17 protein-coding genes are annotated in these 20,972 nt (G+C 32.4%); 13 read left to right on the top strand and 4 right to left on the bottom strand.

Going from position 1 to position 20,972, the window contains the following annotated elements; genetic code table 11:
• Window positions 1-47 precede the first annotated feature (47 nt).
• From OLM54_RS06515 to OLM54_RS06490, 6 genes are all read left to right on the top strand, one after another.
• Window positions 48-1,475: a glycogen synthase gene (locus OLM54_RS06515; protein ID WP_264537785.1), complete on the top strand. Its 1,428-nt coding sequence runs from the start codon at window positions 48-50 to the stop codon at window positions 1,473-1,475.
• A complete protein-coding gene (locus OLM54_RS06510) occupies window positions 1,465-2,745 on the top strand; it encodes a glucose-1-phosphate adenylyltransferase (RefSeq protein WP_264537784.1) in 1,281 nt (426 codons plus the stop codon). The genes OLM54_RS06515 and OLM54_RS06510 overlap by 11 nt, the downstream gene beginning before the upstream one ends.
• A gap of 55 nt (window positions 2,746-2,800) precedes the next feature.
• A complete protein-coding gene (glgB, locus tag OLM54_RS06505) occupies window positions 2,801-4,702 on the top strand; it encodes a 1,4-alpha-glucan branching protein GlgB (RefSeq protein WP_264537783.1) in 1,902 nt (633 codons plus the stop codon).
• A gap of 197 nt (window positions 4,703-4,899) precedes the next feature.
• Window positions 4,900-7,299, top strand: a complete 2,400-nt coding sequence (locus tag OLM54_RS06500) for a glycoside hydrolase family 31 protein (RefSeq protein WP_264537782.1) — start codon at window positions 4,900-4,902, stop codon at window positions 7,297-7,299.
• A gap of 88 nt (window positions 7,300-7,387) precedes the next feature.
• The gene (locus OLM54_RS06495; protein ID WP_264537781.1) at window positions 7,388-8,200 is read left to right on the top strand and encodes a M48 family metallopeptidase; all 813 of its coding nucleotides are present in this window, start codon (window positions 7,388-7,390) and stop codon (window positions 8,198-8,200) included.
• Between the two features lie 174 nt (window positions 8,201-8,374).
• On the top strand, window positions 8,375-9,700 hold the full coding sequence (locus OLM54_RS06490) for an MFS transporter (RefSeq protein WP_264537780.1): 1,326 nt from the start codon (window positions 8,375-8,377) through the stop codon (window positions 9,698-9,700).
• Window positions 9,701-9,826: 126 nt separating this feature from the next.
• Here the strand turns inward: OLM54_RS06490 and OLM54_RS06485 are convergent, their stop codons facing one another.
• The 4 genes from OLM54_RS06485 to OLM54_RS06470 are packed head-to-tail and all read right to left on the bottom strand — an operon-like array spanning window position 9,827 to window position 12,716.
• Complete coding sequence (locus OLM54_RS06485) at window positions 9,827-10,567, bottom strand: head GIN domain-containing protein (RefSeq protein WP_264537779.1); 741 nt, start codon at window positions 10,565-10,567, stop codon at window positions 9,827-9,829.
• A 16-nt stretch (window positions 10,568-10,583) separates the two neighbouring features.
• Complete coding sequence (locus OLM54_RS06480) at window positions 10,584-11,645, bottom strand: hypothetical protein (protein WP_264537778.1); 1,062 nt, start codon at window positions 11,643-11,645, stop codon at window positions 10,584-10,586.
• Window positions 11,629-12,165, bottom strand: a complete 537-nt coding sequence (locus OLM54_RS06475) for an anti-sigma factor (RefSeq protein ID WP_264537777.1) — start codon at window positions 12,163-12,165, stop codon at window positions 11,629-11,631. The genes OLM54_RS06480 and OLM54_RS06475 overlap by 17 nt, the downstream gene beginning before the upstream one ends.
• Window positions 12,162-12,716, bottom strand: coding sequence for an RNA polymerase sigma factor (locus tag OLM54_RS06470; protein WP_264537776.1), 555 nt, complete (start codon window positions 12,714-12,716; stop codon window positions 12,162-12,164). The genes OLM54_RS06475 and OLM54_RS06470 overlap by 4 nt, the downstream gene beginning before the upstream one ends.
• A gap of 564 nt (window positions 12,717-13,280) precedes the next feature.
• On the opposite strand from OLM54_RS06470, the gene lon reads away from it, so the two are divergent.
• From lon to OLM54_RS06435, 7 genes are all read left to right on the top strand, one after another.
• On the top strand, window positions 13,281-15,734 hold the full coding sequence (gene lon / locus OLM54_RS06465; protein ID WP_264537775.1) for an endopeptidase La: 2,454 nt from the start codon (window positions 13,281-13,283) through the stop codon (window positions 15,732-15,734).
• Window positions 15,735-15,973: 239 nt separating this feature from the next.
• On the top strand, window positions 15,974-16,993 hold the full coding sequence (gene porQ, locus OLM54_RS06460) for a type IX secretion system protein PorQ (protein WP_264537774.1): 1,020 nt from the start codon (window positions 15,974-15,976) through the stop codon (window positions 16,991-16,993).
• A 42-nt stretch (window positions 16,994-17,035) separates the two neighbouring features.
• Window positions 17,036-17,728 (top strand): (d)CMP kinase, encoded by a 693-nt coding sequence (cmk, locus tag OLM54_RS06455; protein WP_264537773.1) that lies wholly within the window; start codon window positions 17,036-17,038, stop codon window positions 17,726-17,728.
• Window positions 17,729-17,796: 68 nt separating this feature from the next.
• Window positions 17,797-19,173, top strand: coding sequence for a nucleoside permease (locus tag OLM54_RS06450; protein WP_264537772.1), 1,377 nt, complete (start codon window positions 17,797-17,799; stop codon window positions 19,171-19,173).
• A 144-nt stretch (window positions 19,174-19,317) separates the two neighbouring features.
• Window positions 19,318-19,671 carry a hypothetical protein gene (locus OLM54_RS06445; protein ID WP_264537771.1) on the top strand — a complete coding sequence of 118 codons (354 nt, stop codon included), beginning with the start codon at window positions 19,318-19,320 and terminating at the stop codon, window positions 19,669-19,671.
• 246 nt (window positions 19,672-19,917) lie between these two features.
• On the top strand, window positions 19,918-20,256 hold the full coding sequence (locus tag OLM54_RS06440) for a type II toxin-antitoxin system RelE/ParE family toxin (protein WP_264537770.1): 339 nt from the start codon (window positions 19,918-19,920) through the stop codon (window positions 20,254-20,256).
• 5 nt (window positions 20,257-20,261) lie between these two features.
• Window positions 20,262-20,588, top strand: coding sequence for a helix-turn-helix domain-containing protein (locus OLM54_RS06435; RefSeq protein ID WP_264537769.1), 327 nt, complete (start codon window positions 20,262-20,264; stop codon window positions 20,586-20,588).
• The last annotated feature ends 384 nt before the right edge of the window (window positions 20,589-20,972 follow it).

Here is a 20,972-nt window from a genome sequence, read left to right as displayed (position 1 = left end):
TAAAAAATTCCTGAATTATATAAATTATTAGGCTTATAAATTTTACCATGGAAATATTTCATATCAGCGCAGAATGTTATCCGATGGCAAAGGTTGGTGGCTTGGCCGATGTGGTTGGTGCATTGCCTAAATACCAGACCAATGCAGGTCACAAGGTTCGAGTTGTGGTTCCTTGTTATGATACAAAATTTAGAAAAGAGAATGATTTTGAGTGTGTTCATTGGGGAAATGTCAAGTTGGGAAATTTTAATTTTCCATTTAGTGTTTTAAAAGAAACTTCGGATAAACTTGGTTATGAATTATATCTGATTGAAATTAATGAATTATTTGATCGTCAGAATGTTTATGGATATGAAGATGATATTGAACGTTTTTTGTCTTTTCAAATTGCTACATTAGATTGGCTTTTGGCTCGAAAAACTGTTCCGGAAATTATAAATTGCCATGATCATCATACAGGATTAATTCCTTTTATAATAAAATATGCTTATAAATATGAAAGTTTAAAAAGCATACGAACTGTAATTACAATTCACAATGGTTTGTATCAGGGTTGGTTTGGTTTTGATAAACTGCACTATTTACCTGAGTTTGATTTAATTCATGTAGGTTTTCTCGAATGGGGAAATTCTTTGAATTCATTGGCTGTTGGAGTTAAATGTGCTCATGCCGTTACGACTGTTTCTCCCAGTTATTTAAATGAAATAAATTATGCTGCAAATGGTTTAGAATCTTTGTTTAATTCGGTTCGAAGTAAATCAAAGGGTATTTTGAATGGAATTGATATTGAAGTCTGGGATCCTTTTAAAGATAAAATGATTGCAGAAAATTATTCGATTAAGAATTGTCAGATTGGTAAACAGAAAAACAAAGAAGTGTTGTGTGAACAATTTGAGTTAGATCCTACAAAACCATTATTCAGTTTCATTGGTCGTTTGTTTGAGGAAAAGGGAGGAGATTTATTGCCGCAAGCTTCAGCTTTGGCACTGTCTGAAAATTTTGAGAATATCAATATTTTGATTTTAGGTTCCGGAAATGCTGTAATTGAAGAACAATTAGTGCAATTACGTAATGATTACAATGGTAATTACAATGTTTTTATAGGTTATAATGAAGATCTAGCACATTTAATTTATGCCGGTTCAGATTATATTTTAATGCCTTCAAGGGTTGAACCTTGCGGATTAAATCAAATGTATGCGTTACGTTACGGTACAATTCCGATTGTGAGAAGAACCGGAGGTTTGCGTGATACCGTAATTGATTTTGGAGATAATGGCAATGGAATTTGTCATGATCAGGCCTCGGTAGGAGATATTTGTTATTCTATAAATCGCGCTGTGAAATTGTATAATGACAAAATAAATTTCAATAAAATTAGAGAAACAGGAATGGGCATAGATCATTCCTGGGAAAGAGTTTGCCAAGAATACATTGAGATATACAACCTAATAATTGAGAAAAATGAAGTTTAAAAAGAAAAATGTCGTTGCTATTATTTTAGGAGGAGGACAAGGATCACGCTTGTTTCCATTAACAGAAACCAGATCAAAACCGGCAGTTCCAATTGGCGGAAAATACCGATTGGTTGATATTCCAATTTCAAATTGCATCAATTCAGATATATTTAAAATATTTGTTTTAACGCAATTTAACTCAGCGTCATTGAATGCCCATATTAAAAACACCTTTAATTTTAGCATATTTAGTCAGTCTTTTGTTGATATTTTGGCAGCAGAACAAACACCTGATAATCCAACATGGTTTCAGGGAACTGCGGATGCTGTTCGTCAATGTATGTCACATTTTCAAAAACATGAATTCGACCACGCTTTAATCTTGTCCGGAGATCAATTATACCAAATGGATTTTAACGAGATGTTGGAGGCTCATATTGCTGCCGATGCCGCTATTTCTATTGCAACTTTACCGGTAAACGCTAAGGATGCTCCAGAATTTGGTATTCTTAAAACCAATCATGAAAACTGTATTGAAGCTTTTATCGAAAAACCTGACGCCTCTTTATTACCTCAATGGGAATCTGAAGTGAGTGAACACATGCAGGAAAAAGGTAAAAAATACTTGGCATCGATGGGGATTTATATTTTCAATAAGCAGTTGCTGGAAGAATTAATGGCAGATCCTGAAACGAAAGATTTTGGAAAAGAAATCATTCCGCAAGCCGTTGGAAAACATAAAATTTTAAGTTATCAATATGAAGGTTATTGGACAGATATTGGAAACATCGAATCGTTTTTTGAAGCAAATATCGGCTTGACAGCAGATATTCCGGAGTTTAATTTGTTTGATAATGAAAATAAAATTTTCACAAGACCAAGATTATTGCCTCCATCAAAATTTAGAAATTCAATTATAAATCAATCTTTAATTTCTGAAGGCTGTATTATAAATGCTAAAGAAATAAAAAGTTCGGTAATTGGTATTCGTTCCAGAATTGGTACGGGAACTGTTTTGGAAAACTGTTATGTGATGGGAAATGACTTTTACCAGGATCTTGACGAAATGAATCATGAAAGCACGATCAATAAAATTCATATTGGAATTGGTGAAAACTGTTTTATAAGTAATGCTTTAATTGATAAAAACGTCCGAATTGGAAATAATGTTCATATTAACGGTGGAAAACACTTAGATAATTTTACAAACGAATTATACAGTATTAAAGATGGAATTGTCGTTATCAAAAAAGGAGCTGTCCTTTCGGATAATTTTAGGATTGAATAAGATTGAAAAATAATTTCCAATAAAAGAATCCCAAATTCCAATTATAAAAACAAATATGAACAAAGTAATCACATATTCTCTATTTACTGATTTTGATATAGATTTATTTAAAGCGGGAAAACACTTCAAATTATATGAAAAATTAGGAGCACATTTAGTTGAAGTTAATGGAGTAAAAGGTGTTTATTTTGCTGTTTGGGCTCCAACAGCAGAATCGGTTTCTGTGGTTGGTGATTTTAATTACTGGACACAAGGCGAGCATTTACTTCAGGTTCGCTGGGATTCTTCGGGTATTTGGGAAGGATTTATTCCAAATGTTGAAAAAGGCGCGCTTTACAAATATAAAATTCAGTCTAATATTGATGGAGTTGTAACAGAAAAGGCAGATCCTTTTGCTTTATATTGCGAAAAACCACCTCATACAGCTTCTGTTGTCTGGGATTTGGATTATAAGTGGAAAGATGAAAACTGGATGAAATTGCGTGAGGAAACGAATAGACTTGATAAGCCTTATTCGGTTTACGAAGTTCATCTTGGTTCCTGGAAACGTGCAGATAACAGGTTTTTAACGTATTTAGAACTTGCTGACGATTTGGTTAATTATGTAAAAGAAACCGGATTTACACATGTAGAATTTATGCCAATTATGGAATATCCTTATGATCCTTCGTGGGGTTATCAATTAACAGGGTATTTTGCGCCGACTTCCCGCTTTGGGAAACCACAGGATTTTATGGTTTTAGTTGATAAACTGCATCAGGCTGGTATTGGGGTGATTTTAGACTGGGTTCCGTCACATTTTCCTGATGATGCGCATGGTTTAGGTTTCTTCGATGGTTCACATTTATACGAACATCCGGATCGTCGAAAAGGGTATCATCCTGACTGGAAAAGTTTAGTTTTTAATTACGGGCGAAATGAAGTTCGTGCTTTTTTAATTAGTAATGCTGTTTTTTGGCTGCAACATTATCATGCTGATGCTTTGAGAGTTGATGCTGTAGCTTCGATGTTATATCTTGATTATTCACGAAATGAAGGCGAGTGGGAACCTAATATTTATGGTGGAAGAGAAAACCTTGAAACGATAAGTTTTCTTAAAGAATTTAATGAAGTAATCTATGCTAATTTTAATGGAGTTCAAACTATTGCAGAAGAAAGTACTTCTTTTCCTATGGTTTCCAGACCAACATTTACAGGAGGTTTAGGGTTTGGAATGAAATGGATGATGGGCTGGATGCACGATACATTGAAGTATTTTCAGAAAGAAACTGTTTATAGAAAATACCATCAAAACGATTTGACTTTTTCGATGACGTATGCTTTTACAGAAAATTTTATGCTGCCATTTTCGCATGACGAAGTAGTGCACGGAAAAAAATCTATTGCGAATAGAATGCCCGGTGATGAATGGCAAAAATTCGCCAATTTACGTTTGTTGTACGGTTATATGTTTACACATCCCGGAACAAAATTATTATTTATGGGTTCAGAATTTGGACAAAGTGATGAATGGAATTTCGAGAATAGTTTAGATTGGCATTTACTTCAATATGATTATCATTCCGGAATAAAAAAGATTGTTACAGATTTAAATCAATTGTATAAATCGAGTCCTGCATTGTATGAAAAACAATTTACAGGAGAAGGTTTTGAGTGGATTAATTATTCAGATCATCAAAATGCTGTTTTGTCTTATATCAGAAAGGGAAATGATCCGAAAGAAAATGTAATTGTTGTTTGTAATTTCACGCAAGTAGTTCGGGAAAATTACAGGATTGGAATTCCGCAAAAAGGGAAATTAGAAGAAATTTTTAATAGTGATGCAACCATTTATGGAGGAAGCGGAGTGGGGAATTCGAACACATTAAAAGTTGAATCTGTTCCTTATGACGGCAGAGATTATTCCGTCGAATTAATTTTACCTCCTTTAAGCGTTACCGTTTATTCTTTTGTTTAAAAAGAAATTATTTGTGTATTACAATTTTATCAGTTTAGCGTTCTCAAATTATCAATTTGCTGTTTTTTTGAGCCGTAATTTAATACTCATTCAGAAAAAACGTTTTCGTGAATAATCTGTTTATTCATAGAGGCTTACCAAGTTTTTTTTATGTTTGAAATAGAGATTAGCGTTATTATAATTAATTCATTAGCGATATGATTACAAATACGGCATTAGAATATAAAGGCGATTTATATCCATCAAAAATTGTTTCGTATGAACATGAAGGAGATACTATCTTTTTTAATACAGACAATAAAGTAATCTTAAAAGTCACTATTCTTAGAGACAGTTTAATCCGATTTAGATTTACAACGAAAGGATATTTTAGTAATGATTTTTCGTATGCAATTGATAAAACGCAATTACATGGTTATAATTTTCTGGAACTGACTGAAGAGGAAACTTATTTTCAAATAAGAACCAGTAAAGTAAAATGTAAAATTCAAAAACGTGATCTCCGTTTGTCTATTTATGACTTGAATGACTTTTTAATTCTTGAAGATGAACTTGGTTTTCATTGGGAAGAAAGTTATGAATATGGCGGAAATATCGTAAAAATGAGTAAATCTTCAAAAGATGGCGAATGTTTTTACGGTCTTGGCGATAAAGCCACTCAAATGAATTTAAAAGGCAAAAGATTAGAAAATTTTGCTACAGACCAATATGCATTTCAAAAAGAACAGGATCCGCTGTATAAGGTAGTTCCTTTTTATATAGGTTTGCACAACAAACAATCCTACGGAATTTTCTTTGATAATACATTCAGGACTTTTTTCGACTTTTGTCAGGAAAGAAGAAACGTTGCCAGTTTTTGGGCAGAAGGCGGAGAAATGAATTACTATTTCATTTATGGTCCGCAAATGGAAGATGTTGTAACCACTTATACTGATTTGACGGGTAAACCAGAATTGCCGCCGCTTTGGGTTCTTGGCTATCATCAATGCAAATGGAGTTATTATCCGGAAAGTAAAGTAAAAGAAATCACTTCAAAATTTAGAGAATTAAAAATTCCGTGTGATGCCATTTATCTTGATATCGATTATATGGAAGGTTTTCGATGTTTTACCTGGAATAACGAATATTTTCCTGATCCAAAGCGAATGGTTGCAGAACTTGCCGAAGATGGTTTTAAAACAATCGTTATCATCGATCCGGGAATTAAAATAGACAAAGACTATTGGGTTTATAAAGAAGCGCTGGAAAAAGATTATTTCTGTAAAAGAGCTGACGGACCGTATATGAAAGGAAAAGTATGGCCTGGAGAATGTAATTTTCCGGATTATACAAATCCCGTAGTTAGAGAATGGTGGGCTGGTTTATTTAAAGAATTAATTTCAGATATTGGTGTAAAAGGTGTTTGGAATGATATGAATGAACCCGCTGTAATGGAAGTTCCAAATAAAACCTTTCCTATGGATGTTCGTCATTCTTATGATGGAAATCCTTGTAGTCATAGAAAAGCACACAATATTTATGGTACACAAATGGCGCGCGCAACCTATCATGGTGTAAAACGTTTTACATATCCTAAGCGGCCATTTGTCATTACAAGATCGGCTTATTCCGGTGCACAGCGTTATACATCTTCATGGACAGGCGATAACGTAGCAACCTGGGAACATTTATGGATTGCAAATATTCAGGTTCAACGAATGTCTATTTCAGGAATGGGCTTTACAGGTTCTGATATTGGTGGTTTTGCAGAACAGCCTACAGGCGAATTATATGCGCGTTGGATTCAGTTAGGTGTTTTTCATCCTTTTTGCAGAACACATTCTTCCGGAGATCACGGCAATCAGGAGCCTTGGGCTTTTGATGAAGAAGTAATTAATATTACCCGCAAATTTGTGAGTCTCCGCTACCAGTTATTGCCGTATTTGTATACCATGTTCTGGCAATATATAGAAGAAGGTATTCCGATGTTAAAACCACTGGTTTATTACGATCAGGACGATACGCAGACGCATTATCGCAATGATGAATTTATCTTTGGAAATCAAATTTTAGTATGTCCAATACTTGAACCTAATGCTTTAGGCAGACGTATGTATATACCAAGAGGCGAATGGTATAACTATTGGACCAATGAATTTGCAATTGGCGGAAGAGAAGTTTGGATAGATACCAAATTTGATGAAATTCCGGTTTTTGTAAAAGCAGGCGCAATAATTCCTAAATATCCGGTTCAGCAATATGTTGGCGAACTTGAATTCGATGAATTAACGTTGGATTTATATTTTAAAAATGGTAAAGAAAAATCAGTTGTTTATGAAGATGCTCAGGATGGATATGATTATAAAAAAGGGCGTTATAGTTTTTTATCTTTTAAAACTATCGGAAAAGAAAAAGAACTTATTGTTCAATTGCATAAAGAAGGAAAATACGACACACCTTATAGTAAGTATAAAATAAACTTGATTGGTTTACCATTTAAAGTAACTGAAATTGAGATTGATAACGAAAAAGTTGAATTTGATCAGATCGCTTTTGAGTTAAATGGTTTTTTAATAGTTGATAAAGAATTTACTGAACTTCATATTATAGGACAATAATATTAATTATGATACGTTTCGATTTAATTATATAAAAATACCTGTTAAAATAAGTTGTATTTTTATTCAATATTAAAATCTTATGATCATGAAAAATTACTTTTTCTTAACTGCTTTTGCGGCTTTTTTACTGGCTGCATGTGCAACAAATCCTGTAACAGGAAAATCAACTTTAAATTTTGTTTCAAACAGTGAATTATTTCCAACTTCATTTCAACAATATAATGCATTCATTGCAGAAAATAAAGTAATCACAGGAACTGCAGATGCTAAAAGAGTTGATCTGGTAGGTAGTAAAATTAAAGCTGCGGCAGAAAGATACCTAACTTATTTAGGGCAAACCCAATATCTAAAAGATTATCGCTGGGAATATAAACTGGTAGAAAATAAAGAAGTAAATGCGTGGTGTTTACCGGGAGGTAAAATCGTAGTTTATTCAGGAATTTTGCCAATTACTCAGGATGAAGCCGGTTTAGCAACTGTTTTAGGACATGAAGTTTCGCACGCATTAGCAAATCACGGAGCACAAAGAATGAGTGCCGCTCAATTACAACAAATTGGCGGAGTAGCTTTAGACGCTGCAACAAGCGGAAAATCGGAGTCTACAAGAGCAATTTTCTCTCAGGCTTATGGAGTTGGAAGTGAAGTAGGAGTGATGCTGCCATTTAGCAGAAGCAATGAAAGTGAAGCCGATAAAATAGGTTTAACACTTATGGCAATTGCAGGATATAATCCAGATGATTCCATTGCTTTTTGGAGCAGAATGTCGGCTAAATCAGGCGGATCAGGAACTCCGGAATTTATGAGCACACACCCGTCTGATGCAACCAGAATTGCAAATCTTAAAGCATTAATCCCTGATGCAAGAGCTACAGCAGCAAAAGTTGGTGTTATCAGATAATAAAAAAATATGTCTTTTATTTATAAAGCTATTCCTTTTTGGAATGGCTTTTTTATTTGTAGTATGCAATGTATCAATTAGTTAATTTAAGTAATGATTTATTAATACACGATTTCAATAGATTCTGCATAACTTTCAAAAAAAAGAAATAATTTAGCAATCAAAATCATAAATATGGCAGATTTACCTAAAGGAGACAAAAAATTATTAAATGCATGGGCTTTTTACGATTGGGCGAATTCAGTTTATCCACTTGTTATATCATCAGCAGTATTTCCAATTTTTTATGAAGCATTATTTTCAGACAGAGATCATTATATTGATGTTTTCGGAATGAACTTAAAAAATTCTGCCTTAATTAGTTTTATCACCGCCGCCGCATTTTTGGTTGTAGCTTTTATTTCGCCTTTATTATCTGGTATTGCTGATTATGTAGGGAATAAAAAGACGTTTATGAAATTCTTTTGCTATATGGGAGCTATATCCTGTATGGGTTTATATTGGTTTAACCTCGAAAATATATACATAGGATTACTTTTCTATTTTTTAGGATTAATTGGTTTTTGGGGAAGTTTGGTTTTTTACAATTCTTATTTACCGGATATTGCTTTTCCTGAACAGCAGGATAAATTAAGTGCCAAAGGATATTCTTTAGGATATGTTGGAAGTGTTGTTTTATTGATTATCAACCTTGCGATGATCATGAAGCCTAAAATTTTTGGAATAACAGGAACTGAAGGTGAGGCTGCAATGAAAGCTATGCGTTATTCTTTTTTAATGGTAGGTTTTTGGTGGATACTTTTTAGTCAGTATACTTATTTTTATCTGCCAAAAGGAAATAAAAATTCAGATCAAAAAGTAACCAAAGATGTCGTTTTTAATGGTTTTAAAGAGTTGAAAAAAGTTTGGAAATTACTGGAAGAAAATATTTCTCTAAAACGATATTTGGGCAGTTTCTTTGTTTATAGCATGGCAGTTCAAACCGTTATGATTGTAGCAACCTATTTTGGAGCTCAGGAAATTCAATGGAGTTCGAAAAGTGAAAGTACAACAGGTTTAATTATCTGTATATTAGTAATACAATTAGTAGCCATTGTTGGGGCAGTTTTAACATCAAGAGCATCAGCAAAATTTGGAAACATACCTACGCTAATTGTTATCAATTGCGTTTGGGTTGTACTTTGTATTTTGGCTTATTTTATCACACTGCCAATTCACTTTTATATTATGGCGACTTTAATTGGTTTTGTAATGGGAGGAATTCAGGCATTATCCCGTTCAACATATTCGAAATTATTACCTGAAACAGAAGATACTGCATCTTTTTTCAGTTTTTATGATGTTTCAGAAAAAATAGGAATCGTTATCGGAATGTGTGTTTATGGAATTATCGATCAAATTACAGGAAGTCCGAGATTTTCGATTGTAATTTTGGCTTTATTCTTTGCTATTGGAGTATTATTGTTACGCAGAGTGCCAAAAAAAGGCGTTTTAAATTAATAAAACACCTTTGATTTTTCCTTTTATAATATTTTAAAACTCAATAATAAAAGAAACTGACTGTTCTTTTTTTAAAATCTGATTGAATGATTTTTGAAATTCTTTTATTATTGAGCTTTACTGAATTTATCCTTTTGTGATATTTCCGGATCCAGAAACTTTTACGTCACGTTTTTCAGGATTTCCAAAATATTTGATATTTCCTGAACCAGCAACTCTGGCCGTTAAACTTCCTTCACAATTTACAATACTGTTACCTGACCCTGAAACATGGGCATCAACATTTGTAGATTTTAAATCAGATGCATTTACGTTTCCTGATCCTGCAAGTTTTGTTGTAAACTTATCTGCAGAGCCTTTCAGGGTTACATCTCCTGATCCGCTTAAACTCAGATCAAAATCGTTAGAATTAACATTTAAATTAAAATTTCCCGAACCCGATAGTTTTGCTGCAAAAGTGTCGCTTTTAATTTGATCTTTTGTTTGAATATCTCCCGATCCTGCCAGACTTACAGCAGAAATTTTTTCGAAAGGAACTGTAATTTCAATTTTATTTCCTGCGCTTGAGCGAATATTAACTGTTTTGTCAACATAAATTTTCAAGGCGTTATCTTCAACCTCAATTTTTATGGCAGATAATAAGTTTTCCTCTCCTTTAATGGTAATTTTCCCTTCTTTGCCTGCAACTAGATTTACATCAAAAGGACCTCCAACTTTAATGGCATCATAATCGCCCGTATTTCGGGTTTCAGTAACCACTTTGCCATTTCCTTTAATTTTATTTTTGTCATTTGATGACCATTGCGCATGAGCAAAATAGCTTACTAAAAATGCACCGCAAACTAATAATAGAATTGATTTTTTCATTGTTTGATTGATTAAGTTATTGTTTTTTGATTAATGATACACTGCCGTAATTTGAATTGACCACCACTTTATTCTGGCCTTTTTTCTTGTTGTATCCGCTGATTCTCTTGCTTGTGTTTTTATTTTCAGTAACAGAAACATCTAAAGAATTATCACTTTTTATATTTCCATATCTCGTATTAATGTCAAAGTCAAAATAATAATTAGTGTCATATCCCAATGATACATCAGAATAAGTGGAGTTTATATTGACATTATTTGCTTTATCTGTTATTGTAGAGATATTTATTTTACTGTAATTAGTATCCAGATTTACACTATTTGAGATTTCGGCAATATTAACCGTCAGATAATTTCCTGAACCGGAAAACGAATTGATTTTTTGAAACTTAAAAGTTCCGTAATTACAATCATATTTTATATTCTGACCGTCAGCAATAGCTAAATCCGTGTAACTTGTATCTAAATTTAAATTGCCCGAATCATTTATTTTCAAACCAGAATAACGAGCCTCAATAATTCCATTTTTAATATAGTCAATAGTCGAGTTTTGGCAATATTCTATATGAACCCGATTGGTCGATCCGTTTAATTTGCCCAAAGTTACTTTACCATATTTGCATGAAATATCAGTAGCTCCATCTATGTTAATTGTTGTAATATTCCCGTATTTATTATCCAGTTTTACAGTTCCGTTTTTCGGAATCTTAATCACATAATTTATCTCAAAACTATTACTGCTTCCTTTACTTTTTATAGAAGAATTTCCAAGTTTTGTTATTGCCGAAACCATACTTTTTAATGCAGTAATGTCAACATCAATACTATTTAGTCTTTCATTTACCCAATTTTCATTTCCTCCGGATACTTTTATGGTAATGTCAAGGTCGATTTTGTCTTCATCCCAGGTACTTACTGTAATATTTCCATATTTATTTTCAATATCAATTCCCGCGTTTGAGTTTACGATATATGTTTTTTTGATGTTTTTTTGTTTTGAAATTACCGTGTCATCATTTGAAAATCCTAAAAAAGGAATTAAGATGAATAAAATAAGTATGTTATAATGTTTTTTCATGAGTAGTGTTTTTTAGATTTTCATTTTCTTCAATACGCTGCAAAACCGTTTGCAAAAAAGAAATTCGGGTTTGCAAATTGCTGATCATTGCATAAATAATTTGTTTGTTCTCTCCGTTTTTCTGAACCTCTTTTATGATTTTTTCATAATCGGCGTCAAAAACTTTCATTTGCTTTAAAGCATCGTTTATGATTTGTTCATTTTCCGGAGAACTTTTTTCTTTTAATTTAACTAGCTCATTGTCAATCAAAATATTGAAAATTGAATCCGTACGTTTGGTTTCTTGTGATGCAAATTTAAATTCTCTTGGTTTTTCATTATTGTTGTAAAAAACAGAGATTCCCAACAACAATGCAATTGAGGCAGCAATAGACCAAACGGCATAATTCTTTTTCCGTGGTTGCTTTTTATTTAGTTTATTAAAGAAATCCAACTGATGATCTGAACTTATTTCATGAACATCCCATTGATTTTCAAATTTTTTAAATAACTCGTCTAAATTGTCATTTTCCTTTTTCATATGTCCTCTAATTTTTTTCGTAAATTTTCTTTAGCTCTGCTTAATGTAGTCCTGCAATTGGCATAACTAATATTTAAGATTTCACTAATTTCTTCCTGATCGTAACCTTCAATATAAAAGAGCGTTAAAACCATTCGGTAATTATCTTTTAAGCCTGAAATAGCATCTAAAACCTGTTTCACTTTAAGTGAATCCAAGTCGATATTTTCAGAAAAAAAAGTGTCGTTTTCTTCTATTTTATAAAGTGTTTTATTCAGGTCTTCCATCTGGAAAGCATTGTTCTTTTTATAAAAATCGATACTATAATTAATAATGATTTTTTTAAGCCAGGCTCCAAATGCGACTTCCTGTTTATAATCGTTAATTTTTGTAAAAGCCTTCAAAAAACCTTCCTGCATGACGTCTTGTGCAAAATGTTCATCTTTTACAATTCTGTAAGCCACATTATACATCGCTTTACAGTATCGATTGTAAACTTCAAATTGCGCTTTTTGATTATTTGATTTGCAAAGCGCAATTAATTCTTCGATATTTTGATTGGTTATATTCAAGTAATGATTGCTAGTTTTATATAATGACTTTGCTTTTTTTGGTTTGTTACACTTTTGATAAAAATAAATTTATTTTTTTTGATAATAACTGTAAATCCGCCGTTAATTAATTCAGATTACTTGTTCATGATATGTAGTCCCTACGAGGACAATATTTTGTTTCTACATTATTTCTTACCAATATATAATCTCTACGAGATATAAAATTTAAGGATTTAAATAGTGATAGAAAAAAGTTTTCCAATTAAATTATGATTAATAAGAGATAATCCTTTAGGATTTAAATATTGGTAATGAATAGATATGTGCTAAATAAAAATATCCCGTAGGGATTATATTTAAATTTTTTTAGAATAAGTTGATTTACTGAATTATTAAACTGGAAACATGAATTAATTAGATTTTCAAAACTGACTCTTTTGCATTTGGCATAATGATTGTCTATTTTTACCGCCTATCATGTAAACGAAACACTTATTATACTTTTAACAAAAACTGCTATATTTAAGGTTAACTTTGCAGTTAGGATTTAACTTTTAATGACAAAACGACTTATATATTATTATGTCAAATCATAAAATACTTACCATTGACAATCTGTCACTTCAAGAATTTGATTCAGAAGCCGAATTAATTCCATTATTAACTCCAGAAGATGAAGAGGAAATGAACAATGAAGAGCTTCCGCTTTCCTTGCCAATTTTACCTTTACGTAATACCGTTTTATTTCCGGGTGTAGTTATTCCAATTTCTGCAGGAAGAGATAAATCTATAAAATTAATTAATGATGCCAATGCCGGCGGAAAAATCATCGGTGTTGTTTCTCAAATTAACGAAGAAGATGAAGATCCGTCAAAAGACGATATTCATAAAATAGGAACTGTAGCCAGAATTCTGCGTGTTTTAAAAATGCCTGACGGAAACGTTACTGTTATTTTGCAAGGAAAAAAACGCTTCGAAATTGACCAAGTAGTTTCTGAAGAACCTTACATGACAGCTCATATTAAGGAAGTTTCAGAAACACGTCCGGAAGAAAACGACAGTGAATTTACAGCGATTTTAGATTCTGTAAAAGAACTGGCGATTCAAATCATAAAAGAAAGCCCAAACATTCCATCAGAAGCCACTTTTGCGATTAAGAACATTGAAAGCCAATCATTCCTGATCAATTTTGTTTCTTCGAATATGAATTTATCCGTAAAAGAAAAACAAGGTTTATTATCGATAAACGGATTAAAAGACAGAGCACTTGAAACCCTGCGTTATATGAACGTAGAGTTGCAAAAATTAGAATTGAAGAATGACATTCAGTCAAAAGTTCGTTTTGATTTAGATCAGCAGCAGCGTGAATATTTCCTTCATCAGCAAATGAAAACCATTCAGGAAGAATTGGGAGGCGTTTCGCAAGAAGAGGAAATGGACGAAATGGGGCAGAAGGCGAAAACCAAAAAATGGGACGAAAAAACGCAAAAGCATTTCGAAAAAGAATTGTCTAAAATGCGAAGAATGAATCCGCAATCGCCTGATTTTGGAATTCAGAGAAATTATTTAGAATTATTTTTAGAACTGCCTTGGGGAGAATATTCTAAAGATAAATTTGATTTAAAATACGCTCAGAAAATATTAGATAAAGATCATTTTGGACTTGAAGAAGTTAAGAAAAGAATGGTTGAGCATTTGGCAGTATTAAAACTTCGTAACGATATGAAATCGCCAATTATTTGTTTAACAGGTCCTCCGGGAGTTGGTAAAACATCTATTGGACGTTCTGTTGCCGAAGCTTTGGGACGTGAATATGTGCGTATTTCATTAGGTGGTTTGCGCGATGAAGCAGAGATTCGCGGACACAGAAAAACTTATATTGGTGCGATGCCCGGCCGAATCATTCAAAGTTTGAAAAAAGCAGGAACATCAAATCCGGTTTTTATTTTAGATGAAATTGATAAATTATCAAGCGGTAACAGCGGTGATCCGTCTTCGGCATTATTAGAAGTTTTAGATCCGGAACAAAACAGTTCGTTTTATGATAATTTCCTTGAAATGGGATATGATTTATCGAAAGTAATGTTTATCGCAACTTCAAATAATATGTCAGCAATTCAGCCAGCATTGCGTGACAGAATGGAAGTAATCAAAATGTCAGGTTATACGATTGAAGAAAAAGTAGAAATTGCAAAAAGACACTTGTTTCCAAAACAATTAGAAGCTCACGGATTAACAGCAAAAGATTTGACAATTGGTAAAAAACAATTAGAAAAAATCGTTGAAGGTTATACACGTGAATCTGGTGTACGTAACTTAGAAACTAAAATTGCTCAGGTAATTCGTAATGCGGCAAAAGCAGTTGCGATGGATGAGGAGTACAATAAAAAAGTTACAGATGAAGATATTGTAACGGTTTTAGGTGTGCCAAGACTTGAGCGTGATAAATATGAAAATAATGATGTTGCGGGAGTTGTTACAGGTTTAGCCTGGACAAGCGTTGGCGGAGATATCTTATTTATAGAATCTTTAATTTCTGAAGGAAAAGGTGCTTTAACCATTACCGGAAACCTTGGAAATGTAATGAAAGAATCAGCAACGATTGCTCTTGAATACATTAAAGCAAATGCTAAAAAACTTGGTTTGAGTGTTGAGTTATTTCAAAAATATAATATCCATTTACACGTACCGGAAGGAGCAACGCCAAAAGACGGACCAAGTGCCGGTATTGCAATGTTAACTTCTTTAGTTTCATTATTAACGCAAAAGAAAGTGAAGAAAAGTCTTGCTATGACAGGTGAAATTACGCTTCGTGGTAAAGTTTTACCAGTTGGCGGAATTAAAGAAAAAATCCTTGCCGCTAAAAGAGCTAATATTAAAGAAATCATTTTATGTCACGAAAACAAAAGTGACATCGATGAAATTAAAGCAGAATATTTAGAAGGCCTGACTTTTCACTATGTAAAAGAAATGAGCGAAGTTTTAGCTTTAGCTATAACAGATCAAAATGCAAAAAATGCAAAACAATTGAAATAAGTTTCAATTAAACTCCAATAAAAAATTCCAAATTCCAAGCTGATCATCTCAGTTTTGGAGTTTGGAATTTTTATTATAATTGAATTTTTTCTGACTAGTGCTTCTTTTTTTGTTTAGGAATATTTCTACAAAAAACACGCATTACTATTGATTTACAGGTGATTATAAAAATTATTTTTTCAGTTATATAATTTTATCTTTGTATTTGCGTTATTCCCAAATAGGAACGCCTAAAAAACATGGTAAAACAATTTGTTTTATTTTTAATGGTACTAATTTGTTCGGCTTCTTTCGGGCAAATTGGAGGGCGCTCCACTTATCAATTTCTAAATTTAACGACATCACCAAGACAGGCAGCGTTAGGTGGCAAAACGATAACGATTTATGATGAAGATGTTAATCAGGTCATGTTTAATCCTGCTACTTTAAATCAGGATATGGACAATCATCTGGCTATGAATTACGGTAGTTATTATGGAGAAGCTTCTTATGGAACTGCTTCGTATGCTTATACTTATGATCGACATGTGCAGACTTTTTATGCCGGAATAAGTTATATTAATTACGGAACATTTGAAGGTTATGATGAAGAAGGTCAATCTACTTCAGATTTTACTGGTAGTGAAGCAGCGTTATCATTTGGTTATGCTTATAATATACCGTTTACGGATGTTCATGTTGGAGTAAATGCAAAATTAATAACTTCGACCTTAGAAAGTTATAACTCTTTTGGAGGAGCGATCGATTTAGGTTTTTTGTACATAATGGAAGAAAATGATTTAAATTTGGCATTTGTAATTCGAAATGTTGGAACTCAATTTACAACATATTCAGGAATACATGAAAAATTGCCGCTTGAAATTATTGCCGGAGTGTCACAAGAATTAGAACATGTGCCATTGCGCTGGCATTTATCTTTAGAGAATTTACAGCAATGGAATGTTGCTTTTTCGAATCCGGTGCGTGGCGAAACCAATATTGACGGATCAACAAGTGAGGAGAAAGTTTCTTTTGTAAATAATGCTTTAAGACATGTAGTTTTTGGCTTTGAACTTTTTCCGGAAAAAGCAGTTAATTTACGTTTTGGTTATAACTTTAGAAGAGCAGAAGAATTGAGAATTAATGATCAGCGTAATTTTTCAGGAATCTCTTTAGGATTTGGTTTAAAAATGAACCGATTAAAATTTAATTATTCATATTCACGATACACATTAGCGGGTAATTCTAGTCTTTTTGGACTAATCTTAAACTTTCAATAATAGCATTCACATTACAAACCATATAAAATTTAAAAGATTATTTTGAAAAAAATAACCATTGCAATCGACGGATTTTCGTCAACAGGAAAGAGTACATTAGCAAAACAGTTGGCAAAACAATTAGAATATGTTTATGTTGATACAGGTGCTATGTATCGTGCAGTAGCATTATTTGCGATGCAAAACCAGCTTATTGGAGCCGATTTTTTTGATAAAAAAAGCCTTATAACTGCCCTTCCAACAATTCAGCTTGAATTTAAATTTAATCCGGATTTAGGATTTGCCGAAATGTATCTAAATAGCGAAAACGTCGAAAAACAAATCAGAACCATTGAAGTATCCAATTATGTCAGTAAAGTAGCCGAAGTTTCTGAAGTGCGTTCTAAATTAGTAGAACAACAACAGGAAATGGGAAAAAACAAAGCTATTGTTATGGACGGAAGAGATATTGGTACAGTAGTTTTTCCTGATGCAGAGTTGAAAATTTTCATGACAGCCAGTGCCGAAACCCGCGCACAAAGGCGTTTTGATGAATTACAGCAAAAAGGCGACAATGTTTCATACGAAGATGTTTTGAAAAATGTTGTCGAAAGAGATTATATAGATACACATCGGGAAGATTCTCCTTTAGTCATTGCCAATGATGCAATTGAAATAGATAATTCTTACTTAACAAGAGAAGAACAATTTTCGGCTGTTTTAGAATTAATAAATGACGTTGTTAAAACGGTTTAATTTTTTGTAGATATCATTTTTAATGGTAGTTTTACCGCTTCATTTATTTTTAAAGACAAATTCATCTTATGGGCATTAAAAACAGGTTGATTATAATGAGCTTTCTTCAGTTTTTTGTTTGGGGAGCGTGGCTTATAACAATTGGAAATTATTGGTTTGGAACTAAAAATTGGGAAGGAACTCAATTTGGTCTTGTTTTCGGAACCATGGGAATTGCTTCTCTATTCATGCCTACTTTAACGGGAATTATTGCTGACAGATGGGTAAATGCTGAAAAACTATATGGTTTTTTGCATATAACTTACGCGCTGGTTTTGTTTGGTATAGCGCAGGTAACAACTCCGGATAACTTTATTTATGTAATGCTTGCGGCAATGTGTTGCTATATGCCAACAATTGCGTTAAGTAATTCGATATCCTATACTTCATTAAAATTAAATAATAAAAACATTGTAAAAGATTTTCCGCCAATTCGTGTTTGGGGAACTATTGGTTTTATTGCCGCAATGTGGATTACCAATTTAAGTGGAAGTAAAGCAACTGAATATCAGTTTTATATCGCCGGAATTGGTGCTTTAATTCTTGGGGTTTATGCCTTTACATTACCAAAATGCGAGCCTCAGCGTTTAACTAAAGAAGATGCTTCGTGGGTTGAAACTTTAGGCTTGGAAGCTTTTAAGTTATTTGGAAATTATAAAATGGCTTTGTTTTTTGTTTTCTCTATGTTTTTAGGAGGTGCATTGCAATTAACAAACGCTTATGGTGATGTTTTCTTAGATGAATTCAAACATTTTCCTAAATACGCAGATTCTTTTGTAATTAAATATTCGACTATTATTATGTCGATTTCTCAGGTTTCTGAAACTTTATTTATTCTGGCAATTCCGTTTTTCCTGAGACGTTTTGGAATCAAGCAAGTTATGCTTATCAGTATGTTGGCTTGGGTTTTACGTTTCGGATTATTTGCTTTTGGAGATCCTGTAACCGGTTTATGGATGATTATTATGTCGTGTATTGTTTACGGAATGGCGTTTGATTTCTTTAATATTTCAGGTTCATTATTTGTAGAAAGCAATACAGATTCTAAAATACGTTCATCAGCGCAAGGATTATTTATGATGATGACAAACGGAGTAGGAGCAGTTTTAGGAAGTTTAACTTCTGGCTGGGCAATTGATCGTTTCTTTACAAAATCGTTCAGCAATACAATTGAATTATCCGGATTTTTGCAGACTGATACAAATAATCCTAAAATGTTAGAATTTGTAAAAGGACAAGGAAATTCAATTTCTGCAGATGGTATTTTTTCAAACCCAATTTTAATGAAAGACTGGCATACTATCTGGTTGTCATTTGCGGCTTATGCTTTATTAATTGCAATTGCTTTTGCAATTTTGTTCAAACATAAACACGATCCAAAAGAAATCGAAAATTTGAGTCATTAATATAAAATCTTTGTCAAAGTTTAAACATTGACAAATGAATTTTACATAACAAACCCGACATGTTTTTAAAATCTGTCGGGTTTATTGTTTTTATTATCTTAGCAGGATCGTTTATTAATTGGATTTTTTTTAAAAATAATAATTATGATAAGACAAATTTTAGGAGTTATTCTGGGTTATGCTATTTTTGTAATTAGTTCAATACTTCTTTTTAAATTTTCAGGAGTGAATCCGCATGCAGATGCTTCTCAGTTATTTATGGTTTTGACTTTTGTTTACGGAACTGTTTTCTCTTTTGTAAGCGGACTTGTGGCGCAATTAATTTCGAAGAGCAAAAACTTAAAAGTAAATTATGTACTTTTTGTTATAATGGCTGGTTTTGCTGCTTTTTCACTTTTTAAATCAAGCGGAAGTTCCTGGACGCAGTTGTTGGCGATTTTTGTTTTTGCTCCGGTTTCTGTTTTAGGAGGATTGTTTTGGATAAAAACAAATAAATAATAGAATTAAAAGATAGTTACGCATAGTAAACCCGACAGGTTTTAAAAACCTGTCGGGTTTGAATTGATAAATTGATTTCCTGAGAGGATTATTTTGGGTTATTGAAATAGTAGATAATTTATTATATTTGTTTTTGTTCAAGCTTAGATCAAGAGCATTTGAACAAATAATTTTAATAAATATAAAATACCACAAAAGTTTCTAAATTTAGAAACTTTTGTGGTATTTTTGTTATATCTAATTTGAATGAAATATTTTGAAACGAAATTTTTAGAGGAAGCAAGAGAGTTTATATTTAAATTGGACAAAAAGATTAGTGCCAAAATTTTATATAATATTGATGTTGCAGAGAATAACCAAGATTCTACATTGTTTAAAAAACTTAACAATGATATATGGGAGTTTAGAACAAGATATGCAGGGAGGCAAATTAGACTATTAGCATTTTGGGATAAATCAGATAATAAAGAGACATTAGTTTTTGCCACTCACGGCTTTATAAAAAAGGTAGATAAAGTTCCTTTAAATGAAATCGAGAGGGCAAATAAAATAAGGGTAAAGTATTTCGAAAATAAAATAAAATAACAGCTATGAAAAAGATAGAAATAAAATCATATTCACTTTCTGAAATGAAAGATAAAGTTATTGGAACAATTGGGACACCAGAAAGAGATCAATATGAATATGAACTTAAAATGGATCTTTTAGGACGTATGATTAAGAGTGCAAGAAAAGAGAGAAAATTAACTCAAGAGCAATTAGGAGAATTAATAGGCGTGAAAAAAGCACAAATTTCTAAATTAGAAAGCAGTGCAAATAGTGCTACTATTGATACTATAATCAAGGTTTTTAAAGCACTTAAAGCTGAAATAAGTTTTAGTGTAAAAATTGAAAATCAAAATTTACAAGTTTCGTAATTTATAAAAGATAGTTACACATAGTAAACCTGACAGGTTTTTAAAACCTGTCAGGTTTGTTGTAGATTAACTTAGGAATTTAAAGTTCTTAAAACCACAAAACCTCTAATCTAGCCCCGATTACTTCACTTAGTTTTTATTTTAATCGGAGTTCAGTGAATTTCATTTGAGTAGATATCCTTTTTTTGGCTTTTTAGACAGAAAAAGATAGGAGCGAAAGCGGGACTTCGGGTCTTGAAATGACTTACAAGATATGCTCCTGATCAAATGACTGATAATCATATAGAATTGTTTTGCTATTACAAATAAATGTATTAATTTTGCAAACCTTTTGGCAGAGAAGAGTTTCCATTAGGTATCAACTATTTATGTAAAACAACTTCT

Origin of the sequence: Flavobacterium sp. N1736 (assembly GCF_025947065.1) — a bacterium.
Classification (GTDB): Bacteria; Bacteroidota; Bacteroidia; order Flavobacteriales; family Flavobacteriaceae; genus Flavobacterium.
The sequence above is the reverse complement of the archived record's forward strand: the minus strand, read 5'-3'. Positions and strand labels throughout refer to the sequence as shown.

What these genes read in the sequence shown, in the direction of transcription:
- OLM54_RS06515 (WP_264537785.1), top strand. Translation starts at nt 48, where the DNA reads ATGGAAATATTTCATATCAGCGCAGAATGTTATCCGATGGCAAAGGTT.
- OLM54_RS06510 (WP_264537784.1), top strand. Translation starts at nt 1,465, where the DNA reads ATGAAGTTTAAAAAGAAAAATGTCGTTGCTATTATTTTAGGAGGAGGA.
- glgB (WP_264537783.1), top strand. Translation starts at nt 2,801, where the DNA reads ATGAACAAAGTAATCACATATTCTCTATTTACTGATTTTGATATAGAT.
- OLM54_RS06500 (WP_264537782.1), top strand. Translation starts at nt 4,900, where the DNA reads ATGATTACAAATACGGCATTAGAATATAAAGGCGATTTATATCCATCA.
- OLM54_RS06495 (WP_264537781.1), top strand. Translation starts at nt 7,388, where the DNA reads ATGAAAAATTACTTTTTCTTAACTGCTTTTGCGGCTTTTTTACTGGCT.
- OLM54_RS06490 (WP_264537780.1), top strand. Translation starts at nt 8,375, where the DNA reads ATGGCAGATTTACCTAAAGGAGACAAAAAATTATTAAATGCATGGGCT.
- OLM54_RS06485 (WP_264537779.1), bottom strand. Translation starts at nt 10,567, where the DNA reads ATGAAAAAATCAATTCTATTATTAGTTTGCGGTGCATTTTTAGTAAGC.
- OLM54_RS06480 (WP_264537778.1), bottom strand. Translation starts at nt 11,645, where the DNA reads ATGAAAAAACATTATAACATACTTATTTTATTCATCTTAATTCCTTTT.
- OLM54_RS06475 (WP_264537777.1), bottom strand. Translation starts at nt 12,165, where the DNA reads ATGAAAAAGGAAAATGACAATTTAGACGAGTTATTTAAAAAATTTGAA.
- lon (WP_264537775.1), top strand. Translation starts at nt 13,281, where the DNA reads ATGTCAAATCATAAAATACTTACCATTGACAATCTGTCACTTCAAGAA.
- porQ (WP_264537774.1), top strand. Translation starts at nt 15,974, where the DNA reads ATGGTAAAACAATTTGTTTTATTTTTAATGGTACTAATTTGTTCGGCT.
- OLM54_RS06450 (WP_264537772.1), top strand. Translation starts at nt 17,797, where the DNA reads ATGGGCATTAAAAACAGGTTGATTATAATGAGCTTTCTTCAGTTTTTT.
- OLM54_RS06445 (WP_264537771.1), top strand. Translation starts at nt 19,318, where the DNA reads ATGATAAGACAAATTTTAGGAGTTATTCTGGGTTATGCTATTTTTGTA.
- OLM54_RS06440 (WP_264537770.1), top strand. Translation starts at nt 19,918, where the DNA reads ATGAAATATTTTGAAACGAAATTTTTAGAGGAAGCAAGAGAGTTTATA.
- OLM54_RS06435 (WP_264537769.1), top strand. Translation starts at nt 20,262, where the DNA reads ATGAAAAAGATAGAAATAAAATCATATTCACTTTCTGAAATGAAAGAT.